This window comes from Lysobacterales bacterium (assembly GCA_016703225.1).
In the GTDB taxonomy this organism is placed as follows: Bacteria; Pseudomonadota; Gammaproteobacteria; order Xanthomonadales; family Ahniellaceae; genus JADKHK01.
Genome location: JADJCM010000003.1, coordinates 143,515 through 163,773 on the forward strand (window position 1 = coordinate 143,515; position 20,259 = coordinate 163,773).

Consider the following 20,259-nt stretch of genomic DNA (forward strand, 5'->3'; position numbering starts at 1 on the left):
TGGCACGGGGATGCTGAACCGGGCTGATGTGCTGCGCGAGATCGAGGCCGAGGTCGTGCGTGCCGACGAGGCCGGCGAACGCTTCGCCCTGCTGCTGCTGCGCGTGCAACGTCACCGCGAAGAACAGCTGCTGTTCGGTGATTTCCTGAGCACCGCGGCGCGCACTCGCGTGCGTACGGCGCTGCGGCCGCAGGACCGAATCTTGCCGATCGGCGACAACGTCTTCGCCCTGCTGCTGCCAGCGTTGCGTGACAGCGGTCATGCGCTGCTCGCGGCGAACCGCCTGGTGCGTGCGTTCCGTGAACCGCTGCTGGTCGGCGATCGACTGCAACAGGCGTTGCCGACGCTTGGTATCGCGATGTATCCGGAACACGGCGCCGCCGCTGAGCCGCTGTGCCGGGCCGCGGAGGCCGCGTTCGCGCTGGCGCTGACTTCGCGCGACCGCTATCAGTTGCACCAGCCGGAGCACATGCGCGCGCATCCGCCCTACGTGGACCTGCGCGAGGCCATCATCAACAATCGCCTGGAGGTGTTCTTCCAGCCGCTGTGGGACATCCGCGCCGCGCGCGTGATCGGCGCCGAATCGCTGGCGCGTTGGAACAGCGAAGTGCACGGCGCGATCAGCCCGACCGATTTCGTGCTGGTCGCCGAGCAGACCGGGCTGATCGAATCGCTGACACGCTGGAGCGTCAATACCACGCTGCGGCACTGCGCCACCGCGCGCGCTGCGGGACATCGCCTGCGCTTCTCGATCAACGTCTCGCCGCGCGTGTTCCACGAGCCCGGGCTGGTCGAGCAGTTCCAGAACTCGCTCGCGATCTGGGACGTGCCGGCCGCAGACGTGGTGCTGGAAGTGACCGAAAGCGCGGTGATGGAAGACCCAAGCTTGAGCGCGGTGGTGCTCGGTCAGTTGCGTGACCACGGCTTCGGCATCTCGATCGACGATTTCGGTATCGGCTATTCGTCGTTCGCCTACCTCAAGCGCTTTCCCGCCACCGAGTTGAAGATCGACCAGGAGTTCGTGCTCGACATCTGCAACAGCCCGCGTTCGGCGCGGCTGGTGCATTCGATGATCGACCTCGCGCATCACCTTGATCTGACCGCCGTCGCCGAAGGCGTCGAAGATCAGCCGACTCTGGACCGCCTCACCGCGATGGGCTGCGACCTCGCCCAGGGCTTTTTCTTCGGCCGCCCGAAACCGGCGGCGGAGTTCATTGGCGGGTTGTAGGCGGCTAGGGCAGAAAGGCGTCGAGGCAGGCGCCGGTGCGCAGCCCACCGACCTGCGAGAAATGCGCATCCAGGGTGAGCAATGCGACGCCGTGCTCCAGCGCACTCGCGGCGATCCACAAGTCGTTGCTGGGTATCGGCGTGCCCTTCCGCCGTAGGGCGGCATAGACCAAGGCGTAGATGTCCGCGGTTGCCGCGGTGCTTGCAACCAGGCGCACGCGTGGTGAGCCCAGGAACAGGGTCAATTCGCGACGGTTGACGGCCTCTCGCGTTCCCGCGGCGAACCCGGCGAGCAGTTCCGCGAGCACGGTGACGCTCACCAGGATCTCCGGCGCGTGGCGCAGCACTTCAATGATCGCGCTGTCGCCGCGCTTGAACGCGACGTATGCGTTGGTGTCGATTGCGATCGGACGCACTCTACTTCCAGAGCGCCGGGTCGATTTCCGAAAACGCTGCGATGCCATGCTCGAATTGGTACGCCTGGCGTGAAGTCCAGGTTCCGGCCAGCGCGTCCAGGTCTTCGTAGGTCTGCAACGCCGCCGCGCCGCGCAGCTTCGGCGCCTCTCCCTGCAGCAAACGCACCGCCAGCTTGTTCAAGCTGCTGCCCTCGCTCCGAGCCTGACGCTTCAGTCGGTCACCGGCCTTGCGATCGATTCCACGGATACTCATGGTGGCCATGACATCACTCCGGCTGCATGTTGATGGCGGAAATGATAGCAGTGTGCGCCTCAATGCCCGATGCGGCGCACGCGGAAATTGCGGCCCTTGATCTTGCCGTCGCGCAGGCGATGCAGGGCGATGTCGGCGTGGCTGCGGGCGATGGCGACGTAGCTGCGGGTCGGGAAAATGTCGATCTTGCCGACCGCGTCCGCGGGCAGGCCGGCAGTGCCGGTGAGCGCGCCGAGCAGATCGCCCGGGCGCAGTTTGTCGGCGCGGCCGCCATCGACGGCCAGGGTCAGATGCGTGCTCAGCAGCGGCAGCGGCTTGCCCTGCACGCGCGGCAGCGGCACCTTGGGCAGCGTGCGTCCGAGGTTCGCCTCGACGGTGTTGATGCGGCCCGCTTCGCGTGGCGTGAACAGCGTCAGCGCCAGGCCCTGTGCGCCGGCACGGCCGGTGCGACCGATGCGGTGGGTGTGTGCATCGGCGTCGCTGGCGACCTCGAAATTCACCACCATCGGCAGCTCCTTGATGTCGAGCCCGCGCGCGGCGACATCGGTGGCGACGAGCACGGTGCAACTGTGGTTGGCGAAGCGCACCAGCATCTCGTCGCGCTCGCGCTGGTCCAGGTCGCCGTGCAGGGCCAGCACCGAAAACCCGCAGCGCTCCAGCGACTCGGCGACATCGCGCGTGGCATGGCGGGTGTTGCAGAACACCAGCGCCGATTCCGGCCGGTGCGTGACCAGCAGGTCGATCAGCGCGTCGAGCTTGCGTTCGTCGCTGGCGACCTCGATGCATTGCTGGCTGATGTCGCTGTGCGCCGGTTCGGCATCGACCGTGATCGTTTCCGGATCGCGCTGGAACCGCTTCGAGATCTCGCGGATCGCATCCGGATAGGTCGCCGAGAACAGCAGCGTCTGGCGTTCCTTCGGCGCGGCCTTCAGGACCGCCGCGATGTCGTCGGCGAAGCCCATGTCGAGCATGCGGTCGGCCTCATCCAGCACCAGCATCTGCAACGCCTTCAGCGGCAGCGCCTGCTTCTGGATCAGTTCGAGAATGCGCCCCGGCGTGCCGACCACGATGTGCGGCTCGTGCGCCAGCGAAGCGAGGTGCGGGCGCAGCGGCACGCCGCCGCACAGCGTCAGCACCTTGACGTTCGGCAGCGGTCGGGCGATGCGGCGGATCTCCTTGCTGACCTGATCGGCCAGTTCGCGCGTCGGGCAGAGCACCAGCCCCTGCAGTTGCACCGACCCGACATCGAGCATCTGCAGCAAGCCGAGCGCGAACGCGGCGGTCTTGCCGCTGCCGGTGCGCGCCTGCGCGATCACGTCGTGCCCGGCCAGGATCAACGGCAACGCCGCCGCCTGGATCGGCGTCATCTCAAGGTATTCAATCGACGCCAGCCCCTTGACCAGGGCCTCGCTCAGGCTCAGTTCGGAAAATGGATTCATGCCGACATGATCGCATGGCCGGCTGTCACGTACCTCCAGCGTTGCCGCCTGATCCGCGCGCCTGCTCCGGCGGCTCGTTCGCGGTTATACGCACGTTTGCGTTGATTGCGTATAACCGATGCGATAGATTCAAAACCGGTTGATCAAGCCGAGGCCGACATGATCCTGTACACGGCACTCACCAGTTCCGCACAAACTGCCTATGCACAACTGTTCGACGCCGCACAGGCTGCCGAATTGTCGCGCACGGTCGCGGACTTGCCGGGGACGTTCACGCGCAAGACTGTCAAAGGCAAGGACTACTGGTACTACCAGTTCCTTGATGTTTCGGGCAGCAAGCGGCAAGTCTACGTGGGGCCCGACAGCGTCCGAGTTCACGCCTTGATCGATGCCCGCGCTCAGGCCGGAATGCGCGAGGCGTTGCCGCCTTTGGCTCAATCAGCGGAAGCCCTGGGGAATGCACCAATACTGGCGCGCCACTTCAAGGTGGCGCAACGCCTCTCGGACTATGGATTCTTCCGAGCGGGAGGCGTGCTCGTTGGCACGCATGCATTTCTGTCTTTGGCAACATGCTTGGAATGCATTGGAGCGACGGGCAGAGAACCCAGGACGTCGACTTCGCGCACGCAGGCAGATCGATGTCGATCGCGCTTCCGGTTGATGCTGACATCGACGTGCACGCAGCGATCGAATCGCTGCAAATGGGGCTGCTGCCGATCCGCCATTCCGACGGCGCCGTCGGCGCCAGCTACATCGATCCGCGCGAGCCCGATTTCCAGATCGATTTCCTGACGCCGCTGTATCGCGGCGGCCACGAACCGTACCTGCACCCGAAGTTGGGCATTCGCCTGCAACCGCTGAAGTTCATGGAATACCTGCTGGAGGACTTGCAGCAGGCGGTTCTGTTCTGCAAGTCGGGTGCCTGCATCGTCAACGTGCCGCATCCTGCCCGCTACGCGTTGCACAAGCTGATCGTTGCCGGCGAGCGGCCTGTAAGCCGGATTGCGAAGTCGAACAAAGACATCCTTCAGGCTGCGATGGCGCTCAGCGCGCTGAAAGAACTCGCCCCCGGCCAAGTGGAAGATGCCTGGAAGGACATGCTCGGGCGCGGGCCGGGCTGGGTCAGCCGCGTGCTGCGTGGGCGCGCGGCGTTGCAACGTGTCGCGCCGGAACTTGAACCGCTGAAGTGGCTGAAAGCAGCCGGTGAATAGCCGGAAGACGAGCTTGGGCGGCACGGGCTTGTGCACGCTGGTTCATGCCAAGGCGGCGAGCACCCGGCCGGCGAACTCCGCGAACAGGTTCCTGATGCTGGTGCTCGCGGACAGGGCGTGGGAGGCTGAACTGTCTCGTGCGGAAAGTTCCAGTGCCGCAGCGCTATAGAGTTGGCGTTCGACCAGTCGCTCGCAAAGAATCTGGTATCGCCGCGCATACGAGGCCGACTTGAATTCCGCGAACACCGGGAAGTTCGGTTCGTCGCAGCGCACCGAGCGCAATGATGCATCGCATTCTTCCAGCAACATCAGCCAGGCGAGAAAGGGCGGACGCGGGTCGGACTGGATCGCCGGATTCAGTAGCGCGGGCTGATACTCGGCCACCACGCTGCGGCTGCGGTGCGGGCCTGAACCATACGCGCCGTGGTGGTGGGCAACCCAGAGATCCGCAGCCGATCCGATCACTTCTTCACTGCGATTGTTGAAGTTGTTGCCGAACGATCCGACCTGGGACTTGAACTCGAACACCGCCACCAGTCGGTCCTCGTGGATCACGAGCACGTCCCAGTTTTTCGTCGCCCGGAAGAACCCTGGCAGCACCAGATCGGACTTGCGGGTGCGAACGGCTGCGGCGTCCAGGCCGCAATGCACCGCGACTTGCACGACGAGCCCGACGAAGCCGTCCATGTTCTTGCCGGCGAGCACGCCATCGCGCGAGCCGCCCTGGGACTTTCCGATGGCGGAGGCCCGGCCACGCCAGAACGCCGCAACCGCCCGGTTGACGCACTCGTCAAAGTCGGGCGGCAGCAGGCGGCTCAAGCGCGGAGCTTCCTGCGCGCGGTGGTGACCTGGGCCGCGTCGGCCTCGGTGCGGACCAGGTTCTGTTCTGCCGGTGTGAGGCCGAACAGTGCGAACACGGGCGCGTCGATGTCGTTCTGATTCAGCGATTTCGACGCGGCAACGAGTTCGCTGCGGAGCGACAGCGGAACCTGCTGCCAGCGTGGAACCCGGATGCGGCGCAGGTATTGCGCCTGGAACCGGAGGAAGCCGCCGGCCATGCGCGTGCAGTAACTCGCCACGGTCAGGATGCTGATGGAAGACCGCAACACCGTCTGCAAAGCGCGGATGTCCCAATCCTCGGCGGTTACGAAATAGAGGTTGTGGTGCGGGTAGTAGTGGCCTTCATCGAGAACGACGGTCGAAGCGCCCTTGATGTCGGGAATCAACAGTTTGGGGCGCTGCACCAGTTCGGCGTAGACGCGATCGATCGTTCGGTACCAGCGATCACCGCTGCGCGCCGCGACATGACGTCCGGCGACGGCCTCGCGATGCCGGTCGATGTAGGCCGCGAACTTCGGATAGGCAGCGAGCGGGGCAAGTCGGCCGTCCGTTTCGAATGGATTGACCAGGCCCTTGCCACCCCACTGAATGTGGCCATCGACCAGATCTCGGGCCATCACCAGCGGCAGCTTGCGCGCCGATTCAATATCCAGCGCCTCGAAGTCGCCGATGAACACGCGGTCGCAACCGGTGGCGACGCCGATGCGGACCTTGCACCCCGCCTGCTCAATGGTGGGAAAGCGCGCTTCGATCTTTCGCAACAGGGCAAGGCGAGGCTCATCGTCGAACAGCCACGGCGCGTCACCGTATCCACCGAGCATGACCTGTTGCACCGCGTCGTCGTTGGCTGCCGGCGACGCGAGCCGTTCCGACAGTTCACCCAGCGCCATGGCCGATGCAGCGCCACGGGCGGCGATGCGCGTCGGCAGCGCGCTGACGCCGGGGAGGGCTGGGCGGCGAATGATGGTGATGGCCGGATAGGCGATGACATCGGCATGGAACGCATCGACGCCCTCCATGTCGATGAAGTGCGTTACATGGAAGCCGGAAGCGATCTTGTTTCGCAACGGACCCCCGTACTTGTTCTTGAGCCAACGGTTCGCGCAGATGAAGCCGAGGGTGCCGTCGGACTTCAACAGATCGAGCGCGCGCTCGTAGAACGGCACATACAAGTCGGCGCGATCGTAAAGCGTGTTGAAGCGGGCGCGATACTCGCTGAGCAGAGCTGCGGGAATCCGCTCCTGCCGCACATACGGCGGATTGCCGACCACGAAGTCGAATTCGGTGCCAAGCTCGCAGAGCAGAAAGTCATCGCAGAGCAGCCATGTCTTGCAGAGCGAATGGGCCTCGGTATCACTGAGCCCGTTATCGCAGAGCAATGCAACCAATCGCCGGGTAGTGCGCGCGTGGTGCTCGCGGCTGAGTTCGACGCCGCGCACGGCCAACCGCAACGCGGTGAGGGACCGTGCAGGTTGCTGCCCGGAACGTCGGACCGACGCCAGTAGGCGGGAAACCGCCGGGACCAGGAAATCGCCGTCGCCGAACGAGGGTTCCAGCAATCGGTAGGTGCTTAGCGGACGGTTTGCGGTGTATCCGCTCAGGTCCAGAATGGCTTCAACGATCTCCACGCGGGTGAACACTGCGCCGCGGTCGGTCGCATCCGCCTCGGCCATGCTGCGCACGGCCTCGATCACATCGGGTGCACGCCATTCCGGACCGAGACTGTCGAACAGCGAAGCCATCTGGTGTGATTCCATTCCGGTATTGCCACGGGGTGTGAGCAGGATATCAGTCAGGCAACCGGGGTAACGCAGGCGAAGAGCCCCGCTCGAATCACGGCCCCCCGCTACACGCACCGGGGCGGGAGAAGTTGAGTGTGCCGCTGCGGCCTGCGTACGGTCGCGCCAGTTCGCCTGGGTCGAACTGGTAGTCGAGCGTTGCGTGCTCGCAGTCGACCAGGGTCCAGGTCGCGGTGCCGATACGATGGGTATCGCTTGGTCGCACCGGTCCGTACGATCCCGCGGTCGCGCGGTAGATGGTCAGTGCGGCGCTGCCGTTGCTGGCCGGCGTCAGTGCGCCCTGCAGGACCAGCCAGTGACGGTTCGCCGTGCCGGGGTTCGCGCCGACGTCGGTCCAGTAGGTGAACCACGGCGCGAAGAACACGCCGTTGCCGTCGGCGGTCGCGGGCAACACGGCAGCGAGCAGGCCTTGGTCGCTGGCACCGGCGGCGACCCAGGCGCCGGACTGGCGTGTGTCGAAACCGCCGCGCGCCGGCCGCGTCGCCTGTGCTGCGATCTGGGTGCCATCGAGCAGGGCGCAGGTCTTCACGCGCGGACCGCTGCGAAGCAGGTGCACGACTTCCGTGACGGGCTGTGCACCAGAGGTGTCGGTGAGCACCACTTCGGCGGCATCGCAGCCGTCGAAGCGGAAGGTTGCGCTGCCAAAGCGCGTGATCGTCGCATTGTCCGCTGCAGCGAAGCGACCGTCGGCAGTGTGATAATGCGACAGGGTGATTTCGCTCGCGCCAGCGGACACGGTGCCCTGCATCGTCTCCCAATCGAGCAGTTCGCGTCGCGTCTCATTCGAGGTGTCACCGGCGAAGCGTGCGACGAACAGCGTGCGCGAGGAAGGCAGCCAGTCGATCACATAACCGCGATTGGTCTCGTTCGCGGCGGTGAACACGCCGGCAATCGCGCCGTCGTCGCCGTGTGGTGCGCGGCGTGGCGCGAAGGCGTCTTCGAGCGCCAACGCGAACGTTTCTTCGCGTCCAAAGGTGAACCCGTCGAGTCGCCCGCCGTTGATGGTCGCGCCGCCCGCTCCGCAGTATTGCGGGCACCGCCAAGCATGAGACCCCAGTTCGCGACCGAGTGCGTCCCAGGTGCGCCAGACGATCGTTCCCCGGTCCGCGTACGTCAGGCCGAAGGCGCCCGCAGGACCGCGCAGCACGGCGCCTGGATACGGCATCGCGAGGGCGGGAGCGACGGGCTCTCCGGTCGTCGCGCTCAGGAACTGCATCTGGCGGGCGCCGGTGGAATCTCGCAGCAGCAACTTGACGTAGTCGGCGTCGGTCGACACCAGCGTCAGTGCGCCGGGCGTGACGGGGAAGTCGCGCAACCAGAGCTGCCTGAAGCTCGCGTCATGGACGCGTACCTGCACCGAAGTGGCACCCGACGTAGCCGGGGAGCCGAGTGACAACCAGGTGCTACGGTCGATGCGGTTGACGATCTGTTCGGTGCGCAATGGTGAGTCCGCGGGCAAGGGGTGCACCACCGGCGCTGCGGCATCGGGGTCCGATGTGATCAATGCACTGTCCTGCTGGCGTTGTGCCAACGCGCCGTCGGCATCGAGCCAGACCGCCGTGCCGACACCGAGGTCGCGGCTCATCACCAATTCGCCACCCAGGTTCAGCAACCAGTGCTGCACATACAGCGCAACATCGCGAAACAGCAGTTCCAGTGCGCCGTTGCGAGCGATCACCCAGACCCTTTCGGTCGCCGTACCGCTCAACAGGCGCGACAGCGACTGGTTGCCGGTGTCTTGGTGGTAACAGAGCACGCGCCGTTGCGGGTCGCTGCGGACGAAGCAGGCGTGGTCTGCAACCAGCAGCAATTGCGACTGGTCCCCGGCGATCAGGCCACCGCTCGCACTTGTCCCGTAGGTATTGGGTAGCGGTCGGGTCCAGAGCACGTCACCGGAGCGGTTGACGCGGCTGAGTCCATTGCTCAACAGCAACAGCTGGTCGCCGTTTGCCAGAGCGCGGCTGCCAATCGGCGACGCAAGGGAGTAGCCCATTCCGTTCGGGTTGGTGAAGTCGATCATCGTCGATGTGTTCGATCCGTCGAAGACCTCGGCAGTGAATGGCGGTGTTGATTTCTCGAAGATGAGCGCAGAGCCATCGGTTCGGCGAACGAGATGCTCGATCCCAATCGATGTCAGAACACGACTGCTACCGTCATCGAGCGAGATCGCTTTGTTCAGTTGGCCGTATCTAGTGCAGATCGCCCAATGGCGGCCGCGCGGCGCGACGACGTGGCACCAGCGCATCTCTCCGTCGGTGTGATCCGTGAGCAAAGTGCCATCGGCTGCGAACAGACGCATGCGCAGGCCAGGTCGGGTCACCACGGCCAGCGTGCCGTCGTCGAACAGGTGCTGCGCGACAAAAGTCATCGGTTCTCGATCGGTGACATCGCGGCGCCAGATCAAACGGCCGGACGAGTCGACCACGGCGATGTGAACGCCAAGCGTTTCGAAGGAGTAACTCATGGAACCGTTATCGTGCGACTGCCCGACGAAGTCGGTGAGTGCGACTGCGCCAGATCGATTGCTGGTCGCAAAAAGTGCATGCCGGAGATCCCATTCGGCATTGGTCGCGCTGGGAGCAGGCAGTTGATGGCGCCAGAGCACGCTGCCAGTTGCGTCGATCGCCGCGAACTGCGGTGCCGACGCGCTGCCCGCGGCCAACACTGCGCCGCTGCGGCTTGGCCAGGCAAACAGGCGCAGCTCGGTGGTGTCGGCCGCGACGGTCTGGGCGAAGTCGAGATGCCCGACCTGGCCGGATTCGGCGTGGACCGTTCCGACGGTCCAGGATCGCCAGGTAAAGTGCCAGACGCGTCCGTCGCGGTCGATACCGGTTTGCCACTGGGGTTCGATCCAGTCGCAGTCGAGACGCCAGGCCGTGGGCACGAAGCGCCAGCGCAGTTGGCCGTCGGCGGAACGTTCGCTGATGTCTCCTGAGTTGCAGCCGGCGCTGACCAGACCATGCGCGTTGCTGGACCCGAGCACGAGGCGTCGATCCCAAAACGAGGTGGCGCCCTGGAGGCGGCCACTCGCATCGAAGTGCGAATATCGATGAAAGTTCTGCCCGCTGCTTTCGTGCAGCACGATGTCGCCATTGTCGAGCGCGACCGCCTTGTTCAAGCTGGCGACCGGAACCCCCGTATGCGCCAGTGTCCACGTGTCGAACTCATGTGCCCTGGCCAGCGTTGCAGCCGCCAGCAACACGGCGCAGCACAAGCCGGTCGAAATGATGCGTGCTGTTGGCGGCGGAGCGTCGACAGGTTCAAAGTAGCGGTGCGGGCGGATCGTCATAGAGGTGCGGAGCTCGTCGTGGTGTGCTTTTCACGACGCAGCTGCAGGCGCCTTCCCCCAGCAGCGGATGATGCGATGGGCGCGCGACTTCGGCGGTGGCCACGGTTGGATCGGATGCACGCCATTCCGGACCGAGACTGCCGAGCCGCAAGCCCGCCCCGGCTCAGGGGCGGCAGCCGCCGAGCCGCTGCAGCGGAATGACGCGCGTGCGCAGCGCGAAGCTGTTGGCGATGAGGGTGTCGTCGAAGCGGTAGCTGAGCGTTGCCGAGTCGCAGTCGATGCGCTCCAGCGTGGCTTCGCCGACGCGGTGCGTGTTCTGCGTCGCGATGCTGTCGCGATTTCCGCCGGTGGTGCGGTAGAGCGTCAGTGCGGCGCGCTGCTCGCTGGCGTCGTCGAAGCTGCCGGAGGCGGTGAACCAGTGCTGCTGCGTGCTCTCGTCGGCCGCACCGGCGGGGTCGTAGGTGAACCAGCCGAGTCCGACGGTCTCGGTCACGGTTTCGCCGGAGGGCGGATAGATCGCGATGTGCAGGCCCTGGCCCGAAGTGCGCGGCTCGAACCAGGCGCCGGCGAGATCGGACGCCGGTGTGTAGGCGGGTGGCGTCGTCGTGGTGTCGGGCGAGCCAGGAATGCGTAGGCTGCAGGTGCTGGTGCGTGGTGAAGCACGCAGCAGCGCGACCGTGCGCGGCACCACGCGCCCGTCGTCGAAGCGGTAGCTGAGCGTCGCGTGGTCACAGTCGATCAGGCTGACCGAGGCCTCGCCAACGGCGTTCGCGGTGGTGGCAGGTGCGTCATCGAAGACCCCGCCGCGGTTTTCGAAGATCGAGAGTGTCTGGGTCATGCTGTCGCCCTGAACGATCTGGCCGGCCAGCGTGTTCCAGCGCAAGGTCGAATGATCGTAGTCGCAACAAGGTTGGGCGGCATCGTGCGAGTACCACGCAGCCGAGAGCACGCCGGCACTGGCATTGTGCTCGAACACGAATCCCTGGCCGCTCAAACCCGGCATCACCCAGACGCCGGACAGGGCGGGTGCGGCGTCGGCGATCGCGGACGCATCGACCAGTCCGACGCTGCCGAGCGCGAGCGCGTGGCCGTCGTCGCCCGCAAACACGAATGCATCGGCATCACGCGCACGCACCACCGGCAGCCGGCCGCGGAGCTGCGTTGGCCAAGGCAGCGTGGTCGCACTGGTGACGGCATCGCCAGTCGACGGGTTGAGATCGGTGATTCGCCACGAACGCGCCGGTGAGAGTCCGGCCTCGAGCACGCGCACCCGCTGCGGTGAAAGATGCACGGCCAGCATCGTCGGCATGTCTGCATGCGCGGGGTGGAACCAGCGCTCGCTGCCGTCGGCATTCAGCGCATACAGCGTCGCATCCGGTGAGCCGTCCGGCCCACCGGTCGGTGTGCGCTTGATCATGAACAGCATGCCGCTGTCGAGCGCGTCGATGGAAACGAGGTCGCCACCGGACAGGATGCGACGGGTCGCGTCGGCGAAGCTGCCGTCCTCCGCAATACGGGCAAGCTGCTTCGTCCCGTCCCCGCCGCTGCTGAAGTCGATCCATAGCCGGTCCTGCGGGTCGAACATCGCGCTGTGCAGGTACATGACCGACGCCGGCAGCTGACCACCCGCGATGTGATTGCCATTCGCGTCGTAGCGTTCGAAACGCATCGGCGCCGAGACGGTGTCGACGACCAACAATCGATCCTGCGCGTCGGTCCAGGCGCTTGGCGACTGGAAGTGGTCGGCCAGCAGACGTGGCGTTTCGCCCTGACGAAGTTGGTACAGGCGAGTGGCCGCGCCGGCAGTCTCCGGCCGGAAGAATGCGAAGACGCGACCGACCCGGCGCAGCGGCAATACTCCGGGAGCGACTACGCGCACATCCGCAAGGCTCGCGCTCAACACCGACACGCCGTCGCTTTGGCGGTAACACTCGACTTCGCCCAGCGGCTGCGTACCGATCACGTAGCTCCTGCTGCTGGCGGCGCAGGCCTGCTCTGCATTGTGGCCGGCATGTTCGTGACCCGGTGCGAGCGGCATCCGCCAGCGCAAGCTGCCGTCGGATTCGTAGCGGCGAAGCGCGGCGGAGGAGAATCCCTGGCGATCGTCAACGAGCAGGCCATCGGCGAGCAGGTGCGCGCTGGGGGTCGAGCTGCCGCGCGGTTCGGGCGTCACCACTGCGGGATCACGCCGTTCGCTCGCCGCGTAGCCAACGCGGACCAATCGTGGGACAGGCAGCAGCCCGGTGCCAGGGCCTTCGGCGACGAGCAGAGTTGCCCCCTCGCTGCTCAGCGCCATCGACAGGACGGGGTCGGGCGAAGCCCAGGCCAACTGCGGGGTCGTGTCGGCCCGAGTCTTGAACAGGGAGAGGGAGCCGTCGGCAGCCAGCGACAGCCAGTGCGTGTGCATCCCCTGACTGACCGGGATGCAGACCGGCGGCGGCGTCGGCCAGGAGAACCCGCCGTGGAGGCCGAGGTCGCAGTTGAGCACGGCTTCATGGGAGACGACGCCCTCACCCGAAACCCGCCACAGCAGCGAGCTGGCGGCCTCGGGGTTGGCGAGCGCGACGAAAACATTGCCAGCCGCGTCGAGCGAGACATTGCTCGCCGCGAGCCCCGGGGCGATCGCGAGATTGGCTTGCGACGACAGCGTGCCATCGGCCGCGATCCGATCGATCCGCAGGCTCGAGCCCTGCGTGCGTACAAGCACGCGGGCGCTGCCCTGCGCGCCCGGCTGTGCCCGGCCGTCGTTGGCAAAGGATCCGAGATCGTGCCGCCAGCGCGGGTTCATGCGGGCGTCGACGGCGAGCAACTCGAGTCGTTGCGCAGCGGTCGGAATCGCAAACACCGCGCCACCGTCCGAGGCAGCCATCGCGGTTGCACGCCACGCTTGCGCGTCAAAGCCGAGTGCTCGCACGTAGCGCTGTCCGTCCTTGGCGAAGCTGACAATTTCGTCGCTGTGGCCATCGACGTAGAAGTGACTGCCGAATGCGTCGCTCGCGATATTCCGGCACAGCACGTGCGGCCCCAGTTCTGTTTGGTCATCGATGCTGTCGCGGCAGGCCGGCGACGCCCCGACGACGGAATCGACGATCGGCGTTGCAACCAGGTTCGGGTCGACGAAGACTTGGAAGGTGTCTGCCGACACCGGATCCTGGAAATGGACGCGGAATCCTTCGCCACTCTCCTGCGTGTAGATCGGCTGCGCAGCAGTGCTCGCCGGCTCACGTCCGATCTGCGCATCCAGTTGCAGGAAGGGAGATTGCGGGGTGGCTTGCGCGCAAGAGCACAGCACCGACAACGTCAACGCGAACTGGCGGACGCCGCGAATCGGATTCAGCATGGATCCTTCTCCTGATCTTGTATCGATGTGAGAACCAGAACGGCCCGCTTGCGCGGGCCGTGTTGGTGCAGAGCATCGGGCCACAAGTGGCCCTCCTACATTCAGGACTTGAGGCCGGCGGCCTTGCGCAGGGCTTCGGCGCGGTCGGTCTTTTCCCACGAGAACGCGGTGGCCTTGTGCTTCTTGCCGGCGGCGTCGGTGTATTCGTGCTCGTAGGGCTTGCGGCCGAAGTGGCCGTAGCTCGCGGTGGCCTGGTACACCGGGTGGATCAGATCCAGCATCTGGATGATGCCGTAGGGGCGCAGGTCGAAATGCGCGCGGATCAGCTTCTCGATCTTGTCGTCGCTGATCTTGCCGGTGCCAAACGTCGTCACCGAGATCGAGGTTGGTTCGGCCACGCCGATGGCGTAGCTGACCTGGACTTCGCACTTGTCGGCCAAGCCCGCCGCGACGAGGTTCTTCGCGACGTAGCGCGCAGCGTATGCAGCCGAACGATCGACCTTGGACGGGTCCTTGCCCGAGAACGCGCCGCCGCCGTGGCGGGCCATGCCGCCGTAGCTGTCGACGATGATCTTGCGACCGGTCAGACCGCAGTCGCCCACCGGGCCACCGATCACGAACTTGCCGGTCGGGTTGATGTGGAACTTGGTCTTCTTGTCGATCAGCTTGGACGGCAGCACCGGCTTGATGATCTCTTCCATCACCGCTTCGACCAGGTGCTTCTGCTTCACGTCCTCGTCGTGCTGGGTCGAGAGCACGACCGCGTCGATGCCGGCGATCTTGTTGCCGTCATAACGCAGCGTGACCTGCGACTTCGCGTCCGGGCGCAGCCACGGTAGCGGCGAATTCTTCTTCTTGCGGATCTTGGCTTGCTGTTCGACCAGGCGATGCGAGTAATAGATCGGCGCCGGCATGTATTCCGGGGCTTCGTTGCAGGCGTAGCCGAACATCAGGCCCTGGTCGCCGGCGCCCTGTTCCTCCGGCTTCTTGCGGTCCACGCCCTGGTTGATGTCCGGCGACTGCTTGCCGAGCATGTTGATGATGGCGCAGGTGTGGCCGTCGAAGCCGACCTTGGAATTGTCGTAGCCGATGTCGTTGATGACCTTGCGCGCCAGCGCCTCGATGTCGACCCAGGCGTCCGTCGTGATCTCGCCGGCGACGATCGCGGCACCCGTCTTCACCATCGTTTCGCAGGCGACACGGGCGCGCTTGTCCTGCGCGAGGATCGCGTCCAGCACGGCATCGGAGATCTGGTCGGCGAGCTTGTCGGGATGGCCTTCGGAAACGGATTCGGAGGTGAAGAGATAGCTGCTCATCGAGGCAAATATCCTTTGATTCGGATGGCGGGATTGAAAGGGGCCGGCACTATACAGAACTCGCGCGCGCCGCGCAGCACTTTAGCGGCAAGGGGCGTTTGCGTTCGGTGGCCATTCACGGCCGCCGACACGGAACTGTCGTGCCATGGTCATCGCGATCGCACCTCGGCGCAATCGATCTGACGCGGTGACGCCGTAGCCTGTGCTCCCGTCGAAGCTACGGGGGCAGTCCATGATCGATCTTGAGGCGACGCTGCAGGCACGCTTCCCGCACTGGTTCCATGGCCGTCGCGCGCACGTTTCGCGGCCGTTGGCGCGCGCGCTGTCGCGATTTTCACGGGTGCCCGAGATCAATGCGTTTCTCGCCGGCAATGCGCATTTGCGCGGCTTCGGATTCGTCGAGGCCGCGCTCGACCATCTGGATGCGCGCTGTCTGGTCGACCATGTCGAACGCGAGCACATTCCCGAGCACGGGCGCTGCGTGATCGTTGCCAACCATCCGCTCGGCGCGGTCGATGCGCTGGCCCTGCTGCAGTGTGTCGGCAGTGTGCGTCGCGACGTGAAGATCCTGGCGAACGATTTGCTGCTGTCGCTGGAGCCATTGACCGACCTGCTGTTGCCGTTTCGCATTCTCGGTGGCAAGCCCGCGGCCGAGTCGATCGCCGCAGCGGAACAGGCGCTGGCCGAGGAGCAGGCGCTGATTGTGTTTCCGGCCGGCGCCGTCTCGCGCCTCGGCTGGCGCGGCGTGCGCGACGCGCGTTGGCGGCGCGGCTTCCTGCGCTTCGCCGAGAACGCGAACGCGCCGATCGTGCCGGTGCATGTCTCGGGCCGCAACTCGGCCTGGTTCTACGGGCTGTCGCGGCTCGCGTCGCCGCTCGGTACGGCGATGCTGCCGCGCGAGATGTTCACGCGCCGCGGTCAACGCATCGAACTGCGCGTCGGCAAGCCGGTGACGCCGCTGCAGTTGCAGGCATGTGCCGCCGACAGCGCCGGTCGACTGGCACTGGTGCGCGCAGGTACCGAGGCACTCGCGCGCGGTCGCGACCTGCTGCCGACCCGACCCACGCCGATCCTGCATGCACCGAAACTGCGCGATCAGATCATCGACCTATGTCGCCTGGAAGAACTCGGTCGCACACCGGACGGCAAGCGCATCTGCGCCGGGCGGCTCGATCCGGACCGGCCGCTGATGCGAGAGATTGCACGTCTGCGCGAGTTCACCTTCCGCGCGGTGGGCGAGGGCAGCGGCAAGCGTCTCGATCTCGATCGCTACGACGCGCACTATGACCAGCTTGTGCTGTGGGACGAGGAGCGGCTGGAAGTCGCCGGTGCGTACCGCGTCGGTCGCTGCGCGCCGATCCTGAGCCAGCGCGGCATCTCCGGCCTGTACACCGCCAGCCTGTTCGACTTCTCGCCCGAGCTGATGGCGCAGCTCGACGACGCGATGGAACTCGGGCGCAGCTTCGTGCAGCCGAAGTACTGGGGCTCGCGCAGCCTCGACTACCTGTGGCTCGGGATCGGCGCCTATCTGCGCGCGCATCCGGAAATCCGCCGCCTGTTCGGGCCGGTTTCGATCAGTGCCGAGTTGTCGCCGCGCGCCCGCGCCCTGCTGGTCGCCTACTACCAGCGCTTTCATGGCGAGGCGCGCCGGCTGGCGTCGTCGCATCGGCCCTTCGCGGTCGATGCGGTCGCGTCGCTGTTCGACGACCTGGATGCCGATGCGGCGATGCGCGTGTTGCGCGACAACCTCGCCGCGCTCGGCGCGCGCGTGCCGACGCTGTACAAGCAATACACCGAACTGTGCGAACCCGGCGGCGCGCGCTTCCTTGCCTTTGGTACCGACCCGGATTTCGCCAGCGTGGTCGATGGCCTGATCCTGGTCGATCTGGACCGCGTGACCGCGAAGAAGCGCGCGCGTTACCTGGAGCCGCCGGCCGGCGGCCGCAACGTGCTCGCCGGAGTCGCGGCATGAACGCTGGGGTCGTGGCACTGCGCCCGGCACTGCGCAGCGTGTTCCTCTCCGATCTGCACCTCGGTTCGCCGCACTGCCACGCCGAAGCGCTGGCCGGGTTTCTGGAAACCGTGCGATGCGAGCGGCTCTACTTGGTCGGCGACGTGTTCGACCTGCATTGGCTGTTGCGTCGGCGCGCGGCCTGGTCGGCGGCGCACACGCAGGTGCTCGACGCCCTGCAACGGCTGCTGCGCCGTGGCGTCGACGTCGTCTACATCCCCGGCAACCACGATGGTCCCTTGCGTCGCTGGTGCGGACTGGCGCTGCCGGGCGTGCGCATGCGCCGGCGTGCGGTGCACACCACCGCGGACGGGCGCCGCCTGCTCGTCACCCATGGCGACGAGTTCGATGACGAGGTGCGCCTCGGCGGCGCCGGCGAATGGCTGGGCGAGTGGCTGTACGAACGCATCCTGCTCGGCGGCAATCGTCGCTGGAACCGGCTGCGAGCACGCTTCGGCTATCGCTACTTCTCGCTCGCGGGGTTTCTCAAGCGGCAGAGCAGCGGTGCCGAGCGCTACATCGCGCGCTTTCGCGCGGCCGTCCTCGCCGACGTGCGACGGCGCGGTCTCGATGGCGTGGTCTGCGGCCACATCCACCGGCCGGAACTGCGCGAGATCGACGGGCTGGTGTACGCCAACGACGGCGACTGGGTCGAAAGCCTGACCGCGCTGACCGAGTCCCGCGACGGCACGCTGGCCCTGCGCCAGATCGGAATCGCCGGGCAGGTCGAAGTCGAACTGGCGCCGCCGCGCTGGATCGACGCGGCGGCGTGAGCCCCTATTCGAAGCCGTTGGCGAAGATCAGTCCGATCGAAGCCGAGATGTTGATCGTCCAGTCGCGGGTGTGTTCGAGCACACCGCCAGCCATGCTCGTGGGCAGGGTGCCGGTGGTGTCGGTCACGCGCAGGCGCAGCGTGCGCGTGGCCGGCGTGGCGGTGGCCTGATTGAACACGTGGCTGCTGCCGGTGGCGCCCGGGATCTCGACGCCATCGAGCAGCCATTGCCGCGTCACCGAGCCGAGCGTGGGCACCAGCACCGTGGCGCCGACGCTGAGACTGTCGCCGGCGGTGTAGGCCACCGGGCCCGATGAGGGCGGCGATTCGGTTCCGGGTTCGATCAGGTCGATGCCGGCCGCCGGCGCGCCGAAGCCGCCGCTATACAGGCGCTTGACGTAGGCCGCCGCGCAGACCGGGCAGAAGGTGCTGCCGAGCGAACGCATCAGGCACATCGAATACGTCGGCCGATACATGCCGGTGGTGAGGTAGCGTGCGCCCTCGAACAGGCCGGTGCCGGCGGTGCCCGGCGGCGTCGGAATCGGGATTGCCGGCGTCAGCAGCGGCGCCCACTTGATCAGCGCCGGCGTGGTCTGGTTGGTGACATTGGCTTCGCAGGGCGGTGAGGTGATGTCACTGCAGGCCGGGAAGCCTGGGTAGGCCGAGGTGTATTCGTCGGCGAGCTTGGTGAAGCTGTGGCCGTATTCGTGGATCACCACCAGCGGCCCCGAGGCATTCGCCGAAGTCACCGCATAGCTGCCGCCGGCGCCGCCGTACACGCTGTCGTTCACGGTCACCAGGATGTGGTCCCAGTTCGCGTACGCAGCGGCTGCCGCCATGGTCTTGCTGGAACTGGTCGTCAGCAGGCGGTGGATGTTGCTGGTGCAGAAGCGCGCGTCGAGCGCGGTGTCGCTGAACTGGCCGGCAAACGGATCAGTGCTGGCGGCACTGTCGGCGCAGCAGGCGAGGGTGCCGCATCCGGCCTGGTAGGGCGGATGGTCGGCGCCGGACTGGTTCGAGGTAACGAAGCCGGCGGTCCAGTTCACCAGGTTGGCGTAGTCCTCGTAGGGACTGACATTGAACATCGCGTCGTAGAGGTTCTGCGCATGGGTGGCGAAGGTCGCGGTTTGCGCTGCGGTGTAGCCATCGCCAAGCACCAGAATGTCGACGCGGTTGGCGGGTGGGCCGGTGTTCGGCGCACGTTGCAGTTCGACCTGCGCCTCGATGCCGGCGAGCGGCAGTCGCGCCGCATCGCGCGCCAGCGCTTCGAGATCGAACACGCGGCCATCGTCCAGTTCGATCGCATCGGCCGCGGCCACCGGCAGGCGCAGCAGGAAACTGTTCTCGGTCGTCGCCGGCAGCGGCCGCATTTCGAGGTGCAGGTCGCCGTGCTCGGGATCGCGCGCGAACTCGGCGCGCAGCAGCGGACGTTCGACGCGGCGCTCGGCACCGGCCACGCCGGCGCGCAGCGGTCGGTAACTCAGTTCGGCGGCATCGTCGCTCGGTTCCGGTGCGGCGTCGGCGGCGCGCTCGACGCGCGCGTAGAACACCGGTTGCGCGGGTTGTCCCGGCTCGCCGGCGAACACGATGTAGTGGGTCGATTCAGCGCCGACGCCGGCGCTGAACAGCGTGCCCAGGACGATGCCGGCAATGCCGGCGATGCGCAGGTTCATGGCGCAGGCTCCTCTCGGTCGGGAGCCCAAGCGTACCCGGAGGATCAGAGCAGCGAAACGCCGGTCTTCTCGCGCAGTTCCTCGACGCTGACGCCCGGTGCGGTCTCGACCAGCTTCAAGCCCTGCGGTGTCACGTCCATCACCGCGAGTTCCGTGATGATGCGATTGACCACGCCGACGCCGGTCAGCGGCAGCGTGCACTGCGGCAGGATCTTGTGTTCGCCGCCCTTGGCGGTGTGTTCCATCAGCACCACCACGCGCTTCACGCCCGCGACCAGGTCCATCGCGCCGCCCATGCCCTTGACCATCTTGCCCGGCACCATCCAGTTGGCAAGGTCGCCCTGGTGCGTCACCTGCATCGCGCCGAGGATGGTGACGTCGATGTGGCCGCCGCGGATCATCGCGAACGAATCATGGCTGCCGAAGTAACTGGCGCCTTCGCGCGGTGACCGTCTGCTTGCCGGCGTTGATCAGGTCGGCATCGACTTCAGCCTCGGTCGGGAACGGGCCGATGCCGAGCAGGCCGTTTTCGCTCTGCAGCCACACGTCCATGCCCTCGGGAATGAAGTTCGCGACCAGCGTCGGCAGGCCGATACCGAGGTTCACATACGCGCCGTCGGAAAGTTCTTTCGCGGCGCGCTGCGCCATTTCATCGCGGGTCCAGGGCATGTCG

At 66.3% G+C, this 20,259-nt stretch carries 12 protein-coding genes and 2 pseudogenes; 4 read left to right on the forward strand and 10 right to left on the reverse strand.

Features of this window, described 5'->3' with window-relative positions:
* The first annotated feature begins 10 nt into the window (after positions 1-10).
* Positions 11-1,228 (forward strand): EAL domain-containing protein, encoded by a 1,218-nt coding sequence (locus IPG63_13840; GenBank protein MBK6728318.1) that lies wholly within the window; start codon positions 11-13, stop codon positions 1,226-1,228.
* A 4-nt stretch (positions 1,229-1,232) separates the two neighbouring features.
* On the opposite strand, the gene IPG63_13845 is transcribed toward IPG63_13840, so the two are convergent.
* Genes IPG63_13845 through dbpA form a run of 3 tightly spaced genes read right to left on the reverse strand, consistent with a single transcriptional unit; the run spans position 1,233 to position 3,335 of the window.
* Positions 1,233-1,643, reverse strand: a complete 411-nt coding sequence (locus IPG63_13845) for a type II toxin-antitoxin system VapC family toxin (GenBank protein MBK6728319.1) — start codon at positions 1,641-1,643, stop codon at positions 1,233-1,235.
* Position 1,644: 1 nt separating this feature from the next.
* Positions 1,645-1,905: a hypothetical protein gene (locus IPG63_13850; protein MBK6728320.1), complete on the reverse strand. Its 261-nt coding sequence runs from the start codon at positions 1,903-1,905 to the stop codon at positions 1,645-1,647.
* Positions 1,906-1,955: 50 nt separating this feature from the next.
* Entirely contained in the window at positions 1,956-3,335 is a 1,380-nt protein-coding gene (gene dbpA, locus IPG63_13855) for an ATP-dependent RNA helicase DbpA (protein ID MBK6728321.1), read from the reverse strand.
* A gap of 159 nt (positions 3,336-3,494) precedes the next feature.
* Here dbpA and IPG63_13860 point away from each other — a divergent pair.
* Positions 3,495-4,546, forward strand: a pseudogene (locus tag IPG63_13860) (nucleotidyltransferase domain-containing protein).
* Positions 4,547-4,588: 42 nt separating this feature from the next.
* Here IPG63_13860 and IPG63_13865 read toward each other — a convergent pair.
* The 5 genes from IPG63_13865 to IPG63_13885 all read right to left on the reverse strand — a co-directional run bounded on the left by IPG63_13865 (position 4,589) and on the right by IPG63_13885 (position 15,130).
* Entirely contained in the window at positions 4,589-5,356 is a 768-nt protein-coding gene (locus IPG63_13865) for a restriction endonuclease (protein ID MBK6728322.1), read from the reverse strand.
* 5 nt (positions 5,357-5,361) lie between these two features.
* Positions 5,362-7,128, reverse strand: a complete 1,767-nt coding sequence (locus IPG63_13870) for an Eco57I restriction-modification methylase domain-containing protein (GenBank protein MBK6728323.1) — start codon at positions 7,126-7,128, stop codon at positions 5,362-5,364.
* Positions 7,129-7,219: 91 nt separating this feature from the next.
* Positions 7,220-10,474 (reverse strand): hypothetical protein, encoded by a 3,255-nt coding sequence (locus IPG63_13875; protein MBK6728324.1) that lies wholly within the window; start codon positions 10,472-10,474, stop codon positions 7,220-7,222.
* 163 nt (positions 10,475-10,637) lie between these two features.
* Positions 10,638-13,814, reverse strand: a complete 3,177-nt coding sequence (locus IPG63_13880) for a hypothetical protein (protein MBK6728325.1) — start codon at positions 13,812-13,814, stop codon at positions 10,638-10,640.
* 101 nt (positions 13,815-13,915) lie between these two features.
* Positions 13,916-15,130, reverse strand: a complete 1,215-nt coding sequence (locus IPG63_13885) for a methionine adenosyltransferase (protein MBK6728326.1) — start codon at positions 15,128-15,130, stop codon at positions 13,916-13,918.
* Positions 15,131-15,362: 232 nt separating this feature from the next.
* On the opposite strand from IPG63_13885, the gene IPG63_13890 reads away from it, so the two are divergent.
* On the forward strand, positions 15,363-17,102 hold the full coding sequence (locus tag IPG63_13890) for a lysophospholipid acyltransferase family protein (GenBank protein ID MBK6728327.1): 1,740 nt from the start codon (positions 15,363-15,365) through the stop codon (positions 17,100-17,102).
* Positions 17,099-17,914: a UDP-2,3-diacylglucosamine diphosphatase gene (locus IPG63_13895; protein ID MBK6728328.1), complete on the forward strand. Its 816-nt coding sequence runs from the start codon at positions 17,099-17,101 to the stop codon at positions 17,912-17,914. Before IPG63_13890 ends, IPG63_13895 begins: the two co-directional genes overlap by 4 nt.
* A 4-nt stretch (positions 17,915-17,918) precedes the next feature.
* Here IPG63_13895 and IPG63_13900 read toward each other — a convergent pair whose 3' ends face one another.
* The gene (locus IPG63_13900; protein ID MBK6728329.1) at positions 17,919-19,586 is read right to left on the reverse strand and encodes a hypothetical protein; all 1,668 of its coding nucleotides are present in this window, start codon (positions 19,584-19,586) and stop codon (positions 17,919-17,921) included.
* Between the two features lie 44 nt (positions 19,587-19,630).
* Positions 19,631-20,255: pseudogene (locus tag IPG63_13905) on the reverse strand (CoA transferase subunit B).
* Positions 20,256-20,259: the final 4 nt, after the last annotated feature.

Bases quoted from the DNA above. Each gene is read 5' to 3' on its own strand.
- IPG63_13850 (MBK6728320.1), bottom strand. From the start codon at position 1,905: ATGGCCACCATGAGTATCCGTGGAATCGATCGCAAGGCCGGTGACCGA.
- IPG63_13880 (MBK6728325.1), bottom strand. From the start codon at position 13,814: ATGCTGAATCCGATTCGCGGCGTCCGCCAGTTCGCGTTGACGTTGTCG.
- IPG63_13840 (MBK6728318.1), top strand. From the start codon at position 11: ATGCTGAACCGGGCTGATGTGCTGCGCGAGATCGAGGCCGAGGTCGTG.
- IPG63_13885 (MBK6728326.1), bottom strand. From the start codon at position 15,130: ATGAGCAGCTATCTCTTCACCTCCGAATCCGTTTCCGAAGGCCATCCC.
- dbpA (MBK6728321.1), bottom strand. From the start codon at position 3,335: ATGAATCCATTTTCCGAACTGAGCCTGAGCGAGGCCCTGGTCAAGGGG.
- IPG63_13890 (MBK6728327.1), top strand. From the start codon at position 15,363: ATGATCGATCTTGAGGCGACGCTGCAGGCACGCTTCCCGCACTGGTTC.
- IPG63_13895 (MBK6728328.1), top strand. From the start codon at position 17,099: ATGAACGCTGGGGTCGTGGCACTGCGCCCGGCACTGCGCAGCGTGTTC.
- IPG63_13900 (MBK6728329.1), bottom strand. From the start codon at position 19,586: ATGAACCTGCGCATCGCCGGCATTGCCGGCATCGTCCTGGGCACGCTG.
- IPG63_13875 (MBK6728324.1), bottom strand. From the start codon at position 10,474: ATGACGATCCGCCCGCACCGCTACTTTGAACCTGTCGACGCTCCGCCG.
- IPG63_13870 (MBK6728323.1), bottom strand. From the start codon at position 7,128: ATGGCTTCGCTGTTCGACAGTCTCGGTCCGGAATGGCGTGCACCCGAT.